Source organism: Streptomyces sp. NPDC107471 (assembly GCF_055582845.1).
Map to the genome: position 1 here is coordinate 785968 of NZ_JBVJPC010000002.1, position 18547 is coordinate 804514.

Here is an 18547-nt window from a genome sequence, read left to right on the forward strand (position 1 = left end):
AACGCCCGGAGGGCTCAGCAGCGCCGGGGGCGCACGGGAGGCGCCCGGGGCCGGACCGCTCGCCGCGGGGCCCCAGACACGCGCCCACGGCCGTCCTGGGCCCGGCACGAACGCCGAAGGGCGGCCACCCCGTACGAAACGGGGTGACCGCCCTTCAGTCGTTCAGACGCGGGCCTTACTGGTTGTACGGCCCGTAGTCGTAGTCCTCCAGCGGAACAGCCTGGCCGGAGCCCGTGCCGAAGGGCGAGTAGTCGATGTCGTCGTAGCCGACGGCCGAGTACATCGCGGCCTTGGCCTCCTCGGTCGGCTCCACCCGGATGTTGCGGTAGCGGGACAGGCCCGTACCGGCCGGGATGAGCTTACCGATGATGACGTTCTCCTTGAGGCCGATGAGCGAGTCGGACTTGGCGTTGATCGCCGCGTCCGTGAGGACTCGCGTCGTCTCCTGGAAGGACGCCGCCGACAGCCAGGACTCCGTGGCCAGCGAGGCCTTGGTGATACCCATGAGCTGCGGACGACCGGAGGCCGGGTGACCGCCCTCCTGGACCACACGACGGTTCTCAGTCTCGAACTTCGAGCGCTCGACCAGCTCGCCGGGCAGCAGCTCGGCGTCGCCGGACTCGATGATCGTCACCCGGCGCAGCATCTGCCGGATGATGATCTCGATGTGCTTGTCGTGGATCGACACACCCTGCGAGTTGTAGACCTTCTGGACCTCGCCGACCAGGTGGACCTGGACGGCACGCTGGCCCAGGATGCGCAGCACGTCGTGCGGGTTGGTGGCACCCACGGTGAGCTTCTGGCCCACCTCGACGTGCTCGCCCTCGCTGACCAGGAGTCGGGCACGCTTCGAGATCGGGAACGCCGTCTCGTCGCTGCCGTCGTCCGGCGTGATGACGATCTTCTTGGTCTTCTCGGTCTCCTCGATCCGCACGCGGCCCTGGGCCTCGGAGATCGGGGCGACACCCTTCGGGGTACGGGCCTCGAAGAGCTCGACGACACGCGGCAGACCCTGGGTGATGTCGTCACCGGCCACACCACCGGTGTGGAAGGTACGCATCGTGAGCTGGGTACCGGGCTCACCGATGGACTGGGCGGCGATGATGCCGACCGCCTCACCGATGTCGACCAGCTTGCCGGTGGCGAGCGAGCGGCCGTAGCACATGGCGCAGGTGCCGACGGCGGACTCGCAGGTCAGGACCGAGCGGGTCTTGACCGTCTCGACACCGTGCTTGACCAGCTCGTCGATGAGCACGTCACCGAGGTCGGTACCGGCCGGGGCCAGCACCTTGCCGTCGACGACGATGTCCTCGGCGAGGCAGCGCGCGTACACGGAGGTCTCGACGTCGTCCGCCTTGCGCAGGACGCCGTCGGCGCCGCGCTCGGCGATCGCGAGCTTGAGGCCACGGTCGGTGCCGCAGTCCTCCTCGCGGATGATGACGTCCTGCGAGACGTCCACCAGACGACGGGTCAGGTAACCCGAGTCGGCGGTACGCAGGGCGGTGTCCGCGAGACCCTTACGGGCACCGTGCGTGGAGATGAAGTACTCCAGCACGGACAGGCCCTCACGGAAGGACGCCTTGATGGGACGCGGGATCGTCTCGTTCTTGGCGTTCGACACCAGACCACGCATACCGGCGATCTGCCGCATCTGCATCATGTTTCCTCGGGCACCCGAGTCAACCATCATGAAGATGGGGTTCGTCTTGGGGAAGTTCTCGTTCATCGCCTCGGCGACCTCGTTGGTCGCCTTGGTCCAGATCGCGATGAGCTCCTGAGTGCGCTCTTCCTTGGTGATCAGACCGCGCTCGTACTGCTTCTGGACCTTCTCGTCCTGCGCCTCGTAGCCCTTGACGATCTCCTTCTTCGCCTCGGGAACGACGACGTCGGAGATGGCCACGGTGACACCGGAACGGGTCGCCCAGTAGAAGCCGGCCGCCTTCAGGTTGTCGAGCGTCGCCGCCACGATGACCTTGGGGTAGCGCTCGGCCAGGTCGTTGACGATCTCGGAGAGCTGCTTCTTGCCCACCGAGTAGTCGACGAACGGGTAGTCCTCGGGCAGCAGCTCGTTGAAGAGCGCGCGGCCCAGGGTGGTACGCAGGCGGAAGGTGTCCCCCTGCTGCCACTCCGGCTCGCCCTCCTCCTGCGCCGGCGGCGTCCAGCCACGCGGCGGGATGGTGCCCACCGGGAAGCGGATGTCGATCTGCGACTGGAGAGCCAGCTCGCCCGCGTCGAACGCCATGATCGCCTCGGCCGTGGAGCCGAACGCGCGGCCCTCGCCCTTGGTGTCACGCAGCTCGCCGTCGGTGGTGAGGAAGAACAGACCGAGGACCATGTCCTGGGTCGGCATCGTCACCGGACGGCCGTCGGCGGGCTTGAGGATGTTGTTCGAGGACAGCATCAGGATGCGGGCCTCGGCCTGCGCCTCCGCGGACAGCGGCAGGTGCACGGCCATCTGGTCACCGTCGAAGTCCGCGTTGAACGCGGTGCAGACGAGCGGGTGGATCTGGATGGCCTTGCCCTCGACGAGCTGCGGCTCGAAGGCCTGGATGCCGAGGCGGTGCAGGGTGGGAGCACGGTTCAGCAGCACCGGGTGCTCGGCGATGACCTCTTCGAGGACGTCGTACACGACCGTGCGGCCGCGCTCCACCATGCGCTTGGCGCTCTTGATGTTCTGCGCGTGGTTCAGGTCGACCAGGCGCTTCATCACGAACGGCTTGAAGAGCTCCAGCGCCATCGCCTTCGGCAGACCGCACTGGTGCAGCTTGAGCTGCGGACCGACGACGATCACGGAACGCGCGGAGTAGTCCACACGCTTGCCGAGCAGGTTCTGACGGAATCGACCCTGCTTGCCCTTCAGCATGTCGCTGAGGGACTTCAGCGGGCGGTTGCCGGGGCCCGTCACCGGGCGACCGCGACGACCGTTGTCGAAGAGGGCGTCAACGGCCTCCTGAAGCATGCGCTTCTCGTTGTTGACGATGATCTCGGGCGCGCCGAGGTCGAGGAGCCTCTTCAGACGGTTGTTGCGGTTGATCACACGGCGGTACAGGTCGTTCAGGTCGGAGGTCGCGAAGCGGCCACCGTCGAGCTGCACCATCGGGCGGAGGTCCGGCGGGATGACCGGGACGCAGTCGAGGACCATGCCCTTGGGGCTGTTGGAGGTCTGCAGGAAGGCAGACACGACCTTCAGCCGCTTCAGCGCACGGGTCTTCTTCTGGCCCTTGCCGGTACGGATGATCTCGCGGAGACGCTCGGCCTCCTCGTCGAGGTCGAAGGACTCCAGGCGCTTCTGCAGCGCCGCGGCACCCATCGAACCGTCGAAGTAGGTACCGAAGCGGTCCCGCAGCTCGCGGTAGAGCAGCTCGTCGCCCTCGAGGTCCTGGACCTTGAGGTTCTTGAAGCGGGTCCACACCTCGTCGAGGCGGTCGATCTCGCGCTGCGCACGGTCGCGGAGCTGCTTCATCTCGCGCTCGGCACCCTCGCGCACCTTGCGGCGCACGTCGGCCTTGGCGCCCTCGGCCTCCAGCTCGGCCAGGTCGCTTTCCAGCTTCTTGGCACGGGCCTCGAGGTCGGCGTCGCGACGGTTCTCGACCTGCTGGCGCTCCACGGAGACGTGCGCCTCCAGGGAGGGCAGGTCACGCGTACGGCGCTCCTCGTCGACGTACGTGATCATGTACGCCGCGAAGTAGATGACCTTCTCGAGGTCCTTGGGGGCCAGGTCGAGCAGGTAGCCCAGACGCGACGGGACGCCCTTGAAGTACCAGATGTGCGTGACGGGGGCGGCCAGCTCGATGTGGCCCATCCGCTCACGACGCACCTTGGCGCGAGTGACCTCGACGCCGCAGCGCTCGCAGATGATGCCCTTGAACCGGACACGCTTGTACTTGCCGCAGTAGCACTCCCAGTCCCGGGTCGGACCGAAGATCTTCTCGCAGAAGAGTCCGTCCTTTTCGGGCTTGAGGGTGCGGTAGTTGATGGTCTCGGGCTTCTTGACCTCGCCGTGGCTCCACTGACGGATGTCGTCAGCGGTGGCCAGACCGATCCGGAGCTCATCGAAGAAGTTGACGTCGAGCACTATGCGTCAATCCCTCTCAGGGTTGTAAGTCTTGGGGTCTGATACGGGGGTCCTGGGGCCGGCCGGAGGTTCCTCACCAGGTCCTCCGGCCGGACTCCCGTCAGACCTCTTCGACGCTGCTCGGCTCGCGCCGGGACAGGTCGATGCCGAGCTCCTCCGCCGCGCGGAAGACGTCCTCGTCGGTGTCACGCATTTCGATGGACATACCGTCGCTGGACAGCACCTCCACGTTCAGGCAGAGAGACTGCATCTCCTTGATGAGCACCTTGAAGGACTCGGGGATGCCGGGCTCGGGGATGTTCTCGCCCTTGACGATGGCCTCGTAGACCTTCACGCGGCCGGTGACGTCGTCGGACTTGATGGTCAGCAGCTCCTGGAGGGCGTACGCGGCGCCGTATGCCTCCAGCGCCCACACCTCCATCTCACCGAAGCGCTGGCCACCGAACTGGGCCTTACCACCCAGCGGCTGCTGGGTGATCATCGAGTACGGACCGGTCGAACGGGCGTGGAGCTTGTCGTCGACCAGGTGGTGGAGCTTGAGGATGTACATGTAGCCGACCGAGATCGGCTCCGGGAACGGCTCGCCGGAGCGGCCGTCGAACAGCCTCGCCTTACCGGTCGGCTGCACCATGCGCTCGCCGTCCCGGTTCGGGATGGTGTGCTGGAGCAGACCCGCCAGCTCGTCCTCACGGGCACCGTCGAAGACCGGGGTCGCGACGTTGGTACCGGGCGCGACGGAGTCGGCGCCGATCACCTGGAGGCGCTGCGCCCAGTCCTCGGCGAGCCCGGAGACGTCCCAGCCGCGGCTGGCGAGCCAGCCGAGGTGGATCTCCAGGACCTGTCCCGGGTTCATTCGGGACGGCACACCCAGCGGGTTGAGGATGATGTCGACCGGGGTCCCGTCCTCGAGGAACGGCATGTCCTCGATGGGCAGGATCTTGGAGATGACACCCTTGTTGCCGTGCCGGCCGGCGAGCTTGTCACCGTCGGTGATCTTGCGCTTCTGCGCCACGTACACGCGCACGAGCTGGTTCACACCGGGGGGAAGCTCGTCGCCCTCCTCGCGGTCGAAGACGCGGACGCCGATGACCTTGCCGATCTCGCCGTGCGGCACCTTCAGCGAGGTGTCACGGACCTCACGGGCCTTCTCACCGAAGATCGCGCGCAGCAGGCGCTCCTCCGGCGTCAGCTCGGTCTCACCCTTGGGCGTGACCTTGCCGACGAGGATGTCACCGGCGACGACCTCGGCACCGATACGGATGATGCCGCGCTCGTCGAGGTCGGCGAGGACCTCCTCGGAGACGTTCGGGATGTCCCGGGTGATCTCCTCGGGGCCGAGCTTGGTGTCACGGGCGTCGACCTCGTGCTCCTCGATGTGGATCGAGGAGAGGACGTCGTCCTGCACGAGGCGCTGCGACAGGATGATCGCGTCCTCGTAGTTGTGACCCTCCCACGGCATGAACGCCACGAGCAGGTTCTTGCCCAGCGCCATCTCGCCGTTCTCGGTGGCCGGACCGTCGGCCAGGACCTGGCCCTCGATGATCCGGTCGCCCTCGTCGACGATGACCTTCTGGTTGACCGAGGTGCCCTGGTTGGAGCGGGCGAACTTGGCCAGCCGGTAGGTGATGTAGGTGCCGTCGTCGTTGGCGGTGGTGATGTAGTCCGCGGAGACCTCCTGGACCACACCCGCCTTCTCCGCCTTGACCACGTCGCCGGCGTCGACGGCGGAGCGGTACTCCATGCCGGTGCCGACGAGCGGGGACTCGGACTTAATCAGCGGCACGGCCTGACGCATCATGTTCGCGCCCATGAGGGCACGGTTGGCGTCGTCGTGCTCCAGGAACGGGATCATGGCGGTCGCGACCGACACCATCTGGCGCGGCGAGACGTCCATGTAGTCGACGTCGTCACCGGGGACGTAGTCGACCTCGCCGCCACGGCGGCGGACCAGGACCCGGGACTCCTCGAACCGCATGTCCTCGCTGAGTGTGGCGTTGGCCTGCGCGATGACGAAGCGGTCCTCCTCGTCGGCCGTCAGGTAGTCGACCTCGTCGGTGACCTGGCCGTCGACGACCTTGCGGTACGGCGTCTCCACGAAACCGAACGCGTTGACGCGGCCGTAGGAGGCGAGCGAACCGATCAGACCGATGTTCGGGCCTTCGGGCGTCTCGATCGGGCACATGCGGCCGTAGTGGGACGGGTGCACGTCACGGACCTCGAAGCCGGCCCGCTCACGGGAGAGACCACCCGGGCCAAGAGCCGACAGACGGCGCTTGTGGGTGAGACCCGACAGCGGGTTGTTCTGGTCCATGAACTGCGAGAGCTGGCTGGTGCCGAAGAACTCCTTGATGGAGGCGACGACCGGCCGGATGTTGATCAGGGTCTGCGGCGTGATCGCCTCGACGTCCTGGGTCGTCATGCGCTCGCGGACGACGCGCTCCATACGAGCCAGACCCGTGCGGACCTGGTTCTGGATGAGCTCGCCGACGCTGCGCAGACGACGGTTGCCGAAGTGGTCGATGTCGTCGGTCTCGACGACGATGTTCGTGCCGCTGTCGCCGACCGTCTCGGTCTCGCCCGCGTGCAGCTTCACCAGGTACTTGATCGTCGAGATGATGTCCTCGACGGTCAGGATGCCCGCGTCCAGCGGAGCCTCCGCACCCAGCTTCTTGTTGACCTTGTAGCGGCCGACCTTGGCGAGGTCGTAACGCTTCGGGTTGAAGTACAGGTTCTCCAGAAGCGTCTGCGCGGCCTCACGCGTGGGGGGCTCGCCCGGACGCAGCTTGCGGTAGATGTCGAGCAGCGCGTCGTCCTGGCCCTGGGTGTGGTCCTTCTCCAGAGTGGCGCGCATCGACTCGTACTCGCCGAACTCCTCGAGGATCTGCTCGGTCGTCCAACCGAGAGCCTTGAGCAGGACGGTGACGGACTGCTTGCGCTTGCGGTCGATGCGGACACCGACCATGTCGCGCTTGTCGATCTCCATCTCCAGCCAGGCACCCCGGGACGGGATGATCTTGGCCGAGAAGATGTCCTTGTCGGACGTCTTGTCGATGGAGGAGTCGAAGTAGACACCCGGCGAGCGGACGAGCTGCGACACCACGACACGCTCGGTGCCGTTGATGACGAAGGTGCCCTTGTGGGTCATGAGCGGGAAGTCGCCCATGAAGACCGTCTGGGACTTGATCTCGCCGGTCTCGTTGTTGGTGAACTCCGCCGTTACGAAGAGCGGGGCGGCGTACGTGAAGTCGCGCTCCTTGCACTCGTCGATGCTGTTCTTCGGCGGCTCGAAACGGTGGTCGCGGAACGTCAGCGACATCGACCCGGAGAAGTCCTCGATCGGGGAGATCTCCTCGAAGATCTCCTCCAGACCGGACTTGGTGGGGACGTCCTGACCGGACTCCAGAGCCTCCTCGACCCGACTCTGCCAGGCGGTGTTCCCGAGCAGCCAGTCAAAGCTCTCGGTCTGCAGCGCGAGCAGGTTGGGAACCTCGAGAGGCTCCTTGATCTTTGCAAAAGAGATGCGCAGCGGGGCGGTGCTGGCGCCGTTGTTCGTATTCGCGGTCGAGGCAGTGCGCGAGGCGGCCAAGAGGGGGTCCTTCCGAGGGCTCGGACTCACTACGCGCTCCCCGGGCCCTCCTCCGCGGCACAGAGGACAGGTCTCTCCGATTCGGCCGAAAGGCCAGGTCGGAGATGGTCCGGTCATCGATGCTGAGGCGAGGGCAGACCCCTGGTGACGGGCAGGGGACAGCTAACAGGCAGCGCAAAGGGTCAGTGTAGCCACTTGGCGCACTGATGTCCAGCCCCGCTTTTCTGCCCAGTCTTCAAAAACTCTCGCTGCCCTCAACGTCCTCGGCATGGTGCCCTCAACGCACGTTGATACTGCCCTCTTCGTCGCCGATCCATGCCTCGGATTCGGACCGTTCTGACGACGCGTCCTGAGAATTGCGCGCTGCGTGCGGTTCGTCAAGGCCCCCCTGCCGGAACCCAGGGGTTCCGGGAGACACGACGAAGATCACCATACCCCTCGCCCACGAGGCCGCAAGGCAACCGTGACCGCGCCTCCAGGAACGCCGAAGAGCGACCACCCGGATGGATGATCGCTCTTCGGTGCTTGCGCGTTACAGGCCCAGCGGGACCTGTGGGGTGTTACTTGACCTCGACGGAGGCGCCGGCGCCCTTGAGGGACTCGGCGGCCTTCTCGGCGGCGTCCTTGGCGACCTTCTCGAGGACGGGCTTCGGGGCGCCGTCCACGAGGTCCTTGGCCTCCTTGAGACCCAGGGAGGTCAGCTCACGCACGACCTTGATGACCTGGATCTTCTTGTCGCCGGCACCGGTGAGGATGACGTCGAACTCGTCCTGCTCCTCAGCAGCCTCGGCGGTGGCGGCCGGACCGGCCGGGCCCGCGACGGCGACGGCCGCGGCGGCGGTGACGTCGAACTTCTCCTCGAAGGCCTTCACGAACTCGGAGAGCTCGATGAGGGTCATCTCCTCGAACTGCGCGAGCAGGTCTTCCTGGCTGAGCTTCGCCATGAGGGGCGATCCTTCCACTAATTTCGGCAGGTGCCGGATGTATCGATACGGCGGGCGTACTTACGGCCCGCTACGACCCGCGCCTCAGGCGGCGTGGATCAATGCGCGAGCCGAGTTACTCGGCACCGCCCTGCTCGTCCTGCTTGGCGCGCAGCGCGTCCACGGTGCGGACGAGCTTCGACGGGAGCGCCTGGAAGACCTGAGCAGCCTGAGTCTGCTTGCCCTTGAAGGCGCCCGCCAGCTTGGCGAGCAGAACCTCGCGGGACTCGAGGTCCGCGAGCTTCTTGATCTCATCGGCGGACAGCGCCTTGCCGTCAAGGACACCGCCCTTGATGACGAGGTTGGGGTTGTCCTTGGCGAAGTCACGAAGACCCTTCGCCGACGTCACCGGGTCACCGGTGATGAAGGCAACCGCCGTCGGACCGTTGAACAGGTCGTCGAGCGTCGAGATCCCGGCCTCGTTGGCCGCGATCTTGGTCAGCGTGTTCTTCACCACGGCGTACTGGGCGTCTTCACCGAGCGAACGACGCAGCGTCTTGAGCTGCGCCACGGTGAGACCCCGGTACTCGGTCAGCACGGCGGCGTTCGAGCTGCGGAACTGCTCCGTCAGCTCGGCTACCGCGGCAGCCTTGTCGGGCCTTGCCATAGAGCGTCGGCCTCCTTCCGGGTGATGAGGACCGCTCAGAAGGGGCTGCACAAAACGAAACGCCCCGGCGCAGGCGCACGGGGCGTAGCTCGACCGCATTCACCTGCACGAGGCACGTGTCTCCGGGAGCACATCCACAGTCACCTGCGCGGGTCGTCCGCAGTCTTCAGCGGATCCTTCGGCCACCGCCCCCTCTTGCGAGGACACGGCAACGACCAGCGGTCTTTGGCTTCTGCAGGAGCGTACGTGACCGGATCCCTGTCAAGCAAATCCGGTCCTGTCACGCTCAGCCGTTCTGGAGTTCCTTCATCATCTCGGCCAGGTCCGCGGTCTCGCCGGCCGGCGGGGCCGTGACGGTCACCGGCTTGTTGTAGTCGAGGAAGGTGAAGGTCATGTCGAACTTGCCCTTGTCGGCGTCGCCCCGCATGCGGAACTGCTTGGCGTGGTCCTCGTCGTCGACCCACATGTCCATCGTGAACTTGTCCAGGCCCAGCTTCTCGAGCTGGTCGGTGCTCTTCTCGCGCTGCTCACGGACCGACTTGTCGGCGTCCTTGAAGGTGGCCTTGAGCTCGGCGAGTGTGACGTCGCCCGCGTAGTGGGTGGTCTCGACCCCGTCGACGGTCTCGGTGCCGACCTTCTTCACGTCCTTGGCGCCGTTGAGGAAGGAGGACATGGAGGCCGGGTTCTGGTCGGCCTGGCCGGCGCCGGACGCGGCCGCGCCGAGGTCACCGTCCTTGCCGAGCGCGGACAGGTCGAACTTCATCCACTTCTTGCCGTCCATCTCCTTGGCCATGTCGGCGTTGCCGCCGATGTACATGGCCTTGTCGACGAGGCGGATCTCCGCGGAGCCCTGGCCGGCCGCGGTCATCTTCATGCTCATCGCGATGTCGGGCTTGGTCCGCATGGCGGCCTCGGCCTGGAACTGGCCCTGCTCGGGCATCTCGCCCTTCATGCGGTAGTGGAAGGAGGTGATCTCCTCCGTGTTCTTCGCCGCCTTGGCGACCGCGGCGGCGGGCGTCATCTCGGGCGACTCGTCGCCGCCCTTGGAACAGCTCACCGCACCCGCGGCGAGGGCGACGGCGGCGAGGCCGGCGCCGACGGCCCGGCGGTGCGTGGAACGTCGTGCAGAAGTAGCCATTTGATTCCCCCCAAGGAACACATGGTCGATTCACAGCAAGACCGCGAGCTTATCCGAGCGGAGCGCGCGAGGTCCGTGAATTCCCTGTGGCTCAGGTGGGGTTGGTGCTCGACTGTGACAGGAGGTTCTTGAAGTCCTCGGTGTCGTCCGCCGGCGGCTTGCGTACGGCGACCTGGACGCCGTAGTCGCTGTAGTGGGCGGTCTGGGTCACCCTGCCGTTCGCCGTGCTGGTCTTCTCGACCTTCTTGACCAGGAGGTTCTTCTCGTTGATCCAGATGTCGACGGTCTCGGCGGTGACGTCGGCGGCCTGGAGGCGCTGCCGTAGCTCGGTGTCGGTGACGTCCCGGACGTCCACCGTGCCGGTGTAGTGCGTGGTGGCCTGGCCGTTCACGGTCTCCCGGCCGAGCGCGCGCACGTCGTCGGAGTCCAGCAGCAGCCGCACCGACTGGTCGGGGGTGGTGGAGCGCATCTGGTCGGCGAGGTCGGCGCCCCCGCCGAGGGTCTTCAGGTCGTCGTAGGCGTACCGGAGCCAGTGCCTGCCGCCGGTCTTGGCCGCGAACGTGTCGCCCATGCGCGCGTAGTAGGCGTCGGAGAGGTAGCGGGCCTCCATGGAGGTGACGCCGAGGTCGCGCATCGTCTCGGCCGCGGTGCCGCCGGTGTAGGCGATGGTGAGGGACCCGGAGAGGCCGTCGCGCCAGGCGAGGACGCCGTCGGCGGTGAGGGAGAACTGGGTGCCCATCACGGTCGTGGATCTCACCCGGGCGCTGCGGGCCCGCTCGGTGGCGTGTTCGGCGCTGCGCAGGGCCGACAGGGAGGCGGGCGCCGAGGCCGCGGGCCCCTGCTGCGCCGGCCGGTCGGAGGGGCCCGAGGGGGTACAGGCGGCGAGGCCCGCCAGTGCGGCGGCCGTCGTGAGCCGGACCGTCGTCCTCTTCATGCGTCCCCCTGGTCAAGTGCCCTGCTCGCACGCTAACTCAGAGCACAGCCCCCGCACATGGGAACGGGCCCCGCACCTCGAAAGGTGCGGGGCCCGTGGACCTGCCGGTGTCTCAGACCGCGGCCGGGTCCTCCTCGACGAGGAGGTTGCGGGTGCGGTTGGAGTCCAGCGGAATGCCGGGGCCCATCGTGGTGCTGATGGCGGCCTTCTTGATGTAGCGACCCTTGGCGGCGGACGGCTTCAGACGGAGGATCTCCTCCAGCGCCGCGCCGTAGTTCTCCACCAGCTTGGTGTCGTCGAACGACGTCTTGCCGATGATGAAGTGCAGGTTCGAGTGCTTGTCGACGCGGAACTCGATCTTGCCGCCCTTGATGTCGTTGACAGCCTTGGTGACATCGGGGGTGACGGTGCCGGTCTTGGGGTTCGGCATGAGACCACGGGGACCGAGCACGCGGCCGAGGCGGCCGACCTTGCCCATGAGGTCCGGGGTGGCGACGACGGCGTCGAAGTCCAGACGGCCCTTCGACACCTCGTCGATGAGCTCGTCGGCGCCGACGATGTCGGCGCCCGCGGCACGAGCGGCCTCGGCACGGTCACCGGTCGCGAAGACCAGGACCCGGGCGGTCTTACCGGTGCCGTGCGGGAGGTTCACGGTGCCACGGACCATCTGGTCCGCCTTGCGCGGGTCGACACCCAGACGGAAGGCGACCTCGACGGTGCCGTCGAACTTGGAGGTGGAGGTCTCCTTGGCGAGACGGACGGCCTCGAGCGGGGCGTACAGCTTCTCCCGGTCGACCTTGGCGTCCGCAGCGCGGAGAGCCTTGCTGCGCTTGCTCACAACTGCTCCTGTGTGTTCTGAAAGGAGTCGTGGTACGGGCCGAGCAGGCCCTGCCACTTCTGCTTGATGTACGGGGGGTTGGGGCTCAGCCCTCGACCGTGACGCCCATGGAACGCGCGGTGCCGGCGATGATCTTCGCGGCGGCGTCCAGGTCGTTGGCGTTGAGGTCGGGCATCTTGGTGGTGGCGATCTCGCGGACCTGCGCCTCGGTGATCTTGGCGACCTTGGTCTTGTGCGGCTCGCCGGAGCCCTTCTCCACGCCCGCGGCCTTGAGGATCATCTTCGCGGCCGGCGGGGTCTTGGTGATGAAGGTGAAGGAGCGGTCCTCGTAGACCGTGATCTCCACCGGGATCACCCAGCCACGCTGCGACTCGGTGGCCGCGTTGTAGGCCTTGCAGAACTCCATGATGTTGACGCCGTGCTGACCCAGCGCGGGGCCGACCGGCGGAGCCGGGTTGGCGGCACCGGCCTGGATCTGGAGCTTGATGAGCCCCGTGACCTTCTTCTTCTTGGGAGGCATAGCTCTCCGGGTCCTTTCGATTCGGGTCCTGCCTGCCTACGGGGACCACCCGAACGCAGGCATACCGCACAACGATAACGGGTATAGATGCGCGGCCAAAAACCGAGCAGGTCAGACGAGCTGTGACAGCCCGCCTGACCTGGTCGGAAGCTCTGTCCGGAAGAGAGTCAGTTCTTCTGGATCTGGTCGAAGCTCAGCTCGACCGGGGTCTCGCGGCCGAAGATCTCGACGAGACCCTTGACCTTCTTCGAGTCGGCGTTGATCTCGTTGATGGTCGCCTGGAGCGTGGCGAACGGGCCGTCGGTGACGGTGACCGAGTCGCCGACCTCGAAGTCCAGCACCTGGACCTCGACCTTGCGGGCCGGAGCCGGCTTGCCCTCCGCCTCGGCGGCCTCGCGGGCGGCCTTCTCCTCGGCCTCCGGGGCGAGCATCTTGACGATCTCGTCCAGGGTCAGCGGGTACGGGTCGTAGGCGTTGCCCACGAAGCCGGTGACGCCGGGGGTGTTGCGGACGACGCCCCAGGACTCGTTCGTCAGGTCCATGCGGACGAGGACGTAGCCGGGGAGCTTGTTCTGGCGGATCGTCTTGCGGTCGCCGTTCTTGATCTGGACGACCTCTTCCTGCGGCACCTCGGCCTGGAAGATGTAGTCCTCGACGTTCAGCGAGACGGCACGCTGCTCGAGGTTGGTCTTCACGCGGTTCTCGTAACCGGCGTAGGTGTGGATGACGTACCACTCGCCGGGAAGGGTCCGCAGTTCCTCGCGCAGGGCGGCGACGGGGTCGACCGGCTCGGCCGGCTCTTCCTCGACCTCTTCGGCGTCCTCGTCCTCGACGGCCTCGACGTCGCCGCCGGACTCGTCCTCGGCGTGCAGGGCGGCTTCCTCGGCGGGCTCGCCGGCCTCGGCGTCGGCAGCCTCGACCTCGTCCGGGTCCTCGTCCGCGCCCTCGACGATGTCGAGCTCGTCGTCGACAGACTCGTCGGGCTCGATGGCGTCGTTCAGGTTCTGGTCAGACACGGTGGCTGCTTCTTCCTGGATACATGGGGTGGAACATGCGAAAAGGGGCGCCGGTAACCTCGGCGCCCTTCGCTCTGTGCTCAGCCGAATACGTACTTGGCGGCGTGGTTCAGTCCATAGTCAATCACGGTCACCAGGCCGATCATGACGAGGACGAAGACGATCACCACGGTCGTGTACGTCGTCAGTTGGCTCCGCGACGGCCAGACGACCTTGCGGAGTTCTGCGACGATCTGCCGGTAGAAGATCGCAAGACGCTTCAGCGGGCCCTTCTTGGCACGCTTGCCGCCCTTACGGGCCTTCTTCTTGGACTCCGGCACTTCGTCCTGGGCGCCAGGCGTGTCGATGGAGCCCACGGCATCCGCCATTCGTCCTCACCTGTTCCCGGGTCGTGGCCGTGCCGCGCCCGGTTGGAGCCGCACGGCGGTGCATTGCTGTACGTACATGCGCACACATCCTGGCGAAGGTGTGTGTAGCAGGGCCGGAGGGACTTGAACCCCCAACCGCCGGTTTTGGAGACCGGTGCTCTACCAATTGAGCTACGACCCTTTGTGTGCCCCCCAACGTACCGCATCCGACCGGGTGCTCGGTGTGCACCTGGGCGGCGGCTGCTGAAGGCCAACGAGGTGAGAGTGTACGTGGTCCGCGGCCCCCCGTCGAACAGAAAGCGCCCGTACGGGCCTTGGGGACGGAAGATCGCCCAGCGTGCGGCGCGGATCCGGACGGTTGTTCAGCGGTTGTTCAGTCCGTGAAACCCGTGTGCCGGGGAGGTTTCCGGTCTGGAACGATGGGCCCCATGAGCGCTGCAACCCCTCCCACCGAGCGCCGGGTCTCCGCCCGAGTCGGCGCGATCTCCGAGTCCGCCACCCTCGCCGTGGACGCCAAGGCCAAGGCCCTCAAGGCCGCCGGGCGTCCGGTGATCGGCTTCGGCGCCGGTGAGCCCGACTTCCCGACCCCGGACTACATCGTCCAGGCCGCGATCGAGGCCTGCTCGAACCCGAAGTACCACCGCTACACCCCGGCCGGCGGCCTTCCCGAGCTGAAGTCCGCGATCGCCGCGAAGACGCTGCGCGACTCCGGCTACGAGGTCGACCCGTCCCAGATCCTGGTGACCAACGGCGGCAAGCAGGCGATCTACGAGGCGTTCGCCGCGATCCTCGACCCGGGCGACGAGGTCATCGTCCCGGCGCCCTACTGGACGACCTACCCGGAGTCGATCCGGCTGGCCGGCGGTGTCCCGGTGGAGGTGGTCGCCGACGAGACGACCGGCTACCGGGTCTCCGTCGAGCAGCTCGAGGCGGCCCGCACCGAGCGGACCAAGGTCGTCCTCTTCGTCTCGCCCTCCAACCCGACCGGCGCCGTCTACAGCCAGGCCGACGCCGAGGCGATCGGCCGCTGGGCCGTCGAGCACGGCCTGTGGGTGCTGACCGACGAGATCTACGAGCACCTCGTCTACGGCGACGCGAAGTTCACCTCGCTGCCCGCGCTCCTGCCCGAGCTGCGCGACAAGTGCGTCGTGGTCAACGGTGTCGCGAAGACGTACGCCATGACCGGCTGGCGGGTGGGCTGGATCATCGGCCCGAAGGACGTCGTCAAGGCCGCGACCAACCTCCAGTCGCACGCCACCTCCAACGTGTCGAACGTCGCCCAGGTCGCCGCCCTCGCCGCGGTCTCCGGCAACCTCGACGCGGTGGCGGAGATGCGCACGGCCTTCGACCGCCGCCGCAAGACGATCGTCCGCATGCTCAACGAGATCGACGGCGTGCTCTGCCCGGAGCCCGAAGGCGCCTTCTACGCCTACCCCTCGGTCAAGGAGCTGCTCGGCAAGGAGATCCGCGGCAAGCGCCCGCAGGACACCGTCGAGCTGGCCGCGCTGATCCTGGAGGAGGCCGAGGTCGCGGTCGTCCCGGGTGAGGCCTTCGGCACGCCGGGCTATCTGCGGCTGTCGTACGCGCTCGGTGACGAGGATCTCGTCGAGGGCGTGTCCCGGATCCAGAAGCTGCTGGCGGAGGCGCGGGACTGAGGTCGCCGTAAAGGAGGAGGCAGCTACTCACGTGAGTGGCTGCCTCCTTTTTTTGTGCGAGCAAGACCACTAAAGGGGAAAGCGGTACCGGGACGCCCGTGGCGTACGGCAGGATCCTGGGATGGAGCGTGTACGTGATGTCTCTGAGCTGCCGAAAGCCCATCTGCATCTGCACTTCACCGGCTCGATGCGCCCGGGGACGGTTCTGGAACTGGCCGACAAGTACGGCGTACGACTGCCCGAGGCGCTGGTCGACGCACTGACCAGCGGAGAGCCGCCGAGGCTGCGGGCGACGGACGAGCGGGGCTGGTTCCGGTTCCAGCGGCTGTACGACGCCGCCCGCTCGTGCCTCCGGGAGCCCGACGACATCCGGCGGCTGGTGCGGGAGGCCGCCGAGGAGGATGTGCGCGACGGCTCGGGGTGGCTGGAGATCCAGGTCGACCCGACGTCGTACGCGCCCCGGCTCGGCGGGCTGATCCCGGCGCTGGAGATCATCCTGGACGCGGTGGAGACGACCTCGCGGGAGACCGGGCTCGGGATGCGGGTGCTGGTCGCCGCGAACCGGATGAAGCATCCGCTGGACGCGCGCACGCTGGCCCGGCTCGCGGTGCGGTACGCGGACAAGGGCGTGGTCGGCTTCGGGCTGTCGAACGACGAACGCCGGGGCATGGCACGGGACTTCGACCGGGCGTTCCACATCGCGCGCGAGGGCGGACTGCTGTCGGCGCCGCACGGCGGCGAGCTGGCCGGCCCGTCTTCGGTACGGGACTGCCTCGACGACCTGGACGCGAACCGGATCGGTCACGGGGTGCGCGCGGCGGACGACCCGCGGCTGCTGAAGCGGCTGGCGGACCGGCAGGTGACGTGCGAGGTGTGCCCGGCGTCGAACGTGGCCCTCGGCGTGTACGAGAAGCACGAGGACGTGCCGCTGCGGAAGCTGTTCGAGGCCGGTGTGCCCATGGCGCTCGGCGCCGACGACCCGCTGCTGTTCGGGTCCCGGCTGGCCGCGCAGTACGAGATCGCGCGACGGTGGCACGGCTTCTCGGACGCGGAACTCGCGGAACTGGCCCGGCAGTCGGTACGGGCCTCGGCGGCACCGGAGGACGTGAAGGCCAAGCTGCTGTCGGGAGTGGACGACTGGCTGCACCAGCCGGTCGACTGAGGCGGGCGCCGGCCGCGGGGCTCGGGGCTCGGGGCTCGGGGCTCGGGGCTCGGGGCTCGGGGCTCGGGCGGGGAAGCCTTCCACCGGGGCCGTGTGCCGTGTGCCGTGTGCCGTGTGCCGTCCGGGGTGGTGTCGCCCCCTGCCGCTACAGGGTCACGCCCACCGTCACGGGCTCGTTGACGAGGGTGACGCCGAAGGCGTCCTGTACGCCCGCCACGACCTCCCTCGCCAGGGCGAGGAGGTCCTCGGTGGTGGCGTTGCCCCGGTTGGTGAGGGCCAGGGTGTGCTTGGTGGAGATACGGGCCGGGCCCGTGCCGTACCCCTTGGTGAAGCCCGCCTTGTCGATGAGCCAGGCCGCGGAGGTCTTGGTACGGCCGTCGTCCGCAGGGTAGGCGGGCGGTTCGGTGTCCGCGCCGAGGCGGTCCTTCACGCGCGCGTGGAACTCCGCGAACTGGGCCGCCGTGAGGATGGGGTTGGTGAAGAAGGAGCCTGCCGACCAGGTGTCGTGGTCGTCGGGGTCCAGGACCATGCCCTTGCCGGCGCGCAGCTTCAGGACGGTGGCGCGGGCGTCGGCGAGGGGGACGCGGTCGCCGGGCTCGACGCCCAGGACGCGGGCGGTCTCGGCGTACCTGATCGGCGCGGAGAGGCCGTCGGCGTCCTCCAGCTCGAAGCGGACGCGCAGGACGACGTAGCGGGTCGGGTCGTCCTTGAAACGGCTGTGGCGGTAGGAGAAGGCGCAGTCGTCGTTGGTGAGGGTGACGGTCTCGCCGTGGCGGCGGTCGTAGGCGATGACCTCCGTGATGGTGGAGGACACCTCCTGGCCGTAGGCGCCGACGTTCTGGATCGGGGTCGCGCCCGCGCTGCCGGGGATGCCGGCGAGGCACTCGATCCCGGCGAGCCCGGCCTCCACGGTGCGGGCGACGGCGTCGGTCCACACCTCGCCGGCGGCGAGCTCCAAATGGGTGCCGGTGGGTTCGTGGCCCTTGGTGGCGATGACGAGTGCGGTGCCGTCGAAGCCCTTGTCGCCGATGACGAGGTTGGAGCCGCCGCCGATGACGAGGAGGGGGGTGCCGGTGGCGTCGGCCTCGCGGACGACCTCGATCACCTCGGCGTCGGTCGTCGCGGTGACGAGCCGTGCGGCGGGGCCGCCTAGGCGGAAGGTGGTCAGGGGGGCGAGGGGGGCGTCGTGTCGTTCCTGCACGCGGTACAGGGTACGGGGGGTGGGGTGCGGGTTCGGTGGGGGCGGGCGTTCTGCGCAGTTCCCCGCGCCCCTGAATGCCTGCGGCGGCCCGCTGCTGTCCGGTGGGGGCGTGTGCAGCGCGTGCGGTTGTGTTGGGGGTCGGTGCCGGGGTGGGGGGTATCCGTCCTCGGTCCGGCGCCTCGGTCCCTTGCAAAAAGGGCTCGGTAACGGACGCCGGCCGCTGCGGGCGGACACCCCCCACCCCGTCCCCTCACCGCCGTACGCGGCCAACGGCCCGTCCTAGCGCGCCGTCCGGCGAACGGTCCGTCGTGGCGCAGGTGACTGCACCCCCTAGGGGCGCGGGGAACTGCGCGACCAGCCACAACGCACCCGCACCCGCCAGACGGCCGGTCGTGGCGCACGCTCACTCATGACACGGGCGACTCCAACCCCCCAGGGGCGCGGGGAACTGCGCGACCAGCCAC

13 protein-coding genes and 1 tRNA gene are annotated in these 18547 nt (G+C 67.8%); 2 read left to right on the plus strand and 12 right to left on the minus strand.

Annotated elements, in window-relative coordinates:
• Positions 1-175: 175 nt before the first annotated feature.
• From ACZ66S_RS08500 to ACZ66S_RS08550, 11 genes are all read right to left on the minus strand, one after another.
• Positions 176-4075 (minus strand): DNA-directed RNA polymerase subunit beta', encoded by a 3900-nt coding sequence (locus tag ACZ66S_RS08500; RefSeq protein WP_469900600.1) that lies wholly within the window; start codon positions 4073-4075, stop codon positions 176-178.
• A gap of 100 nt (positions 4076-4175) precedes the next feature.
• The gene (gene rpoB / locus ACZ66S_RS08505) at positions 4176-7661 is read right to left on the minus strand and encodes a DNA-directed RNA polymerase subunit beta (RefSeq protein ID WP_469900601.1); all 3486 of its coding nucleotides are present in this window, start codon (positions 7659-7661) and stop codon (positions 4176-4178) included.
• 560 nt (positions 7662-8221) lie between these two features.
• Complete coding sequence (gene rplL / locus ACZ66S_RS08510; protein ID WP_469900602.1) at positions 8222-8605, minus strand: 50S ribosomal protein L7/L12; 384 nt, start codon at positions 8603-8605, stop codon at positions 8222-8224.
• Positions 8606-8720: 115 nt separating this feature from the next.
• Positions 8721-9251: a 50S ribosomal protein L10 gene (gene rplJ, locus ACZ66S_RS08515; protein WP_007384048.1), complete on the minus strand. Its 531-nt coding sequence runs from the start codon at positions 9249-9251 to the stop codon at positions 8721-8723.
• 286 nt (positions 9252-9537) lie between these two features.
• The gene (locus ACZ66S_RS08520; protein ID WP_469900604.1) at positions 9538-10389 is read right to left on the minus strand and encodes an SCO4651 family lipoprotein; all 852 of its coding nucleotides are present in this window, start codon (positions 10387-10389) and stop codon (positions 9538-9540) included.
• A gap of 91 nt (positions 10390-10480) precedes the next feature.
• Positions 10481-11323, minus strand: a complete 843-nt coding sequence (locus ACZ66S_RS08525) for an SCO4651 family lipoprotein (protein ID WP_469900605.1) — start codon at positions 11321-11323, stop codon at positions 10481-10483.
• A gap of 112 nt (positions 11324-11435) precedes the next feature.
• Positions 11436-12161: a 50S ribosomal protein L1 gene (gene rplA, locus ACZ66S_RS08530; RefSeq protein WP_020118519.1), complete on the minus strand. Its 726-nt coding sequence runs from the start codon at positions 12159-12161 to the stop codon at positions 11436-11438.
• Positions 12162-12246: 85 nt separating this feature from the next.
• Positions 12247-12681 carry a 50S ribosomal protein L11 gene (rplK, locus tag ACZ66S_RS08535; RefSeq protein WP_053846805.1) on the minus strand — a complete coding sequence of 145 codons (435 nt, stop codon included), beginning with the start codon at positions 12679-12681 and terminating at the stop codon, positions 12247-12249.
• A 167-nt stretch (positions 12682-12848) separates the two neighbouring features.
• Positions 12849-13697, minus strand: a complete 849-nt coding sequence (gene nusG / locus ACZ66S_RS08540; protein WP_469900606.1) for a transcription termination/antitermination protein NusG — start codon at positions 13695-13697, stop codon at positions 12849-12851.
• A gap of 80 nt (positions 13698-13777) precedes the next feature.
• Positions 13778-14065 (minus strand): preprotein translocase subunit SecE, encoded by a 288-nt coding sequence (gene secE / locus ACZ66S_RS08545; protein WP_053846807.1) that lies wholly within the window; start codon positions 14063-14065, stop codon positions 13778-13780.
• 108 nt (positions 14066-14173) lie between these two features.
• Positions 14174-14246: transfer RNA gene (locus ACZ66S_RS08550), tRNA-Trp, on the minus strand.
• Positions 14247-14493: 247 nt separating this feature from the next.
• Here ACZ66S_RS08550 and ACZ66S_RS08555 point away from each other — a divergent pair.
• Together ACZ66S_RS08555 and ACZ66S_RS08560 are read left to right on the plus strand one after the other, a co-directional pair.
• Positions 14494-15720 (plus strand): pyridoxal phosphate-dependent aminotransferase, encoded by a 1227-nt coding sequence (locus tag ACZ66S_RS08555; protein WP_469900607.1) that lies wholly within the window; start codon positions 14494-14496, stop codon positions 15718-15720.
• A gap of 121 nt (positions 15721-15841) precedes the next feature.
• On the plus strand, positions 15842-16882 hold the full coding sequence (locus ACZ66S_RS08560; RefSeq protein ID WP_469900608.1) for an adenosine deaminase: 1041 nt from the start codon (positions 15842-15844) through the stop codon (positions 16880-16882).
• 145 nt (positions 16883-17027) lie between these two features.
• On the opposite strand, the gene ACZ66S_RS08565 is transcribed toward ACZ66S_RS08560, so the two are convergent.
• Positions 17028-18083, minus strand: a complete 1056-nt coding sequence (locus tag ACZ66S_RS08565) for a UDP-N-acetylmuramate dehydrogenase (RefSeq protein WP_469900609.1) — start codon at positions 18081-18083, stop codon at positions 17028-17030.
• Positions 18084-18547: the final 464 nt, after the last annotated feature.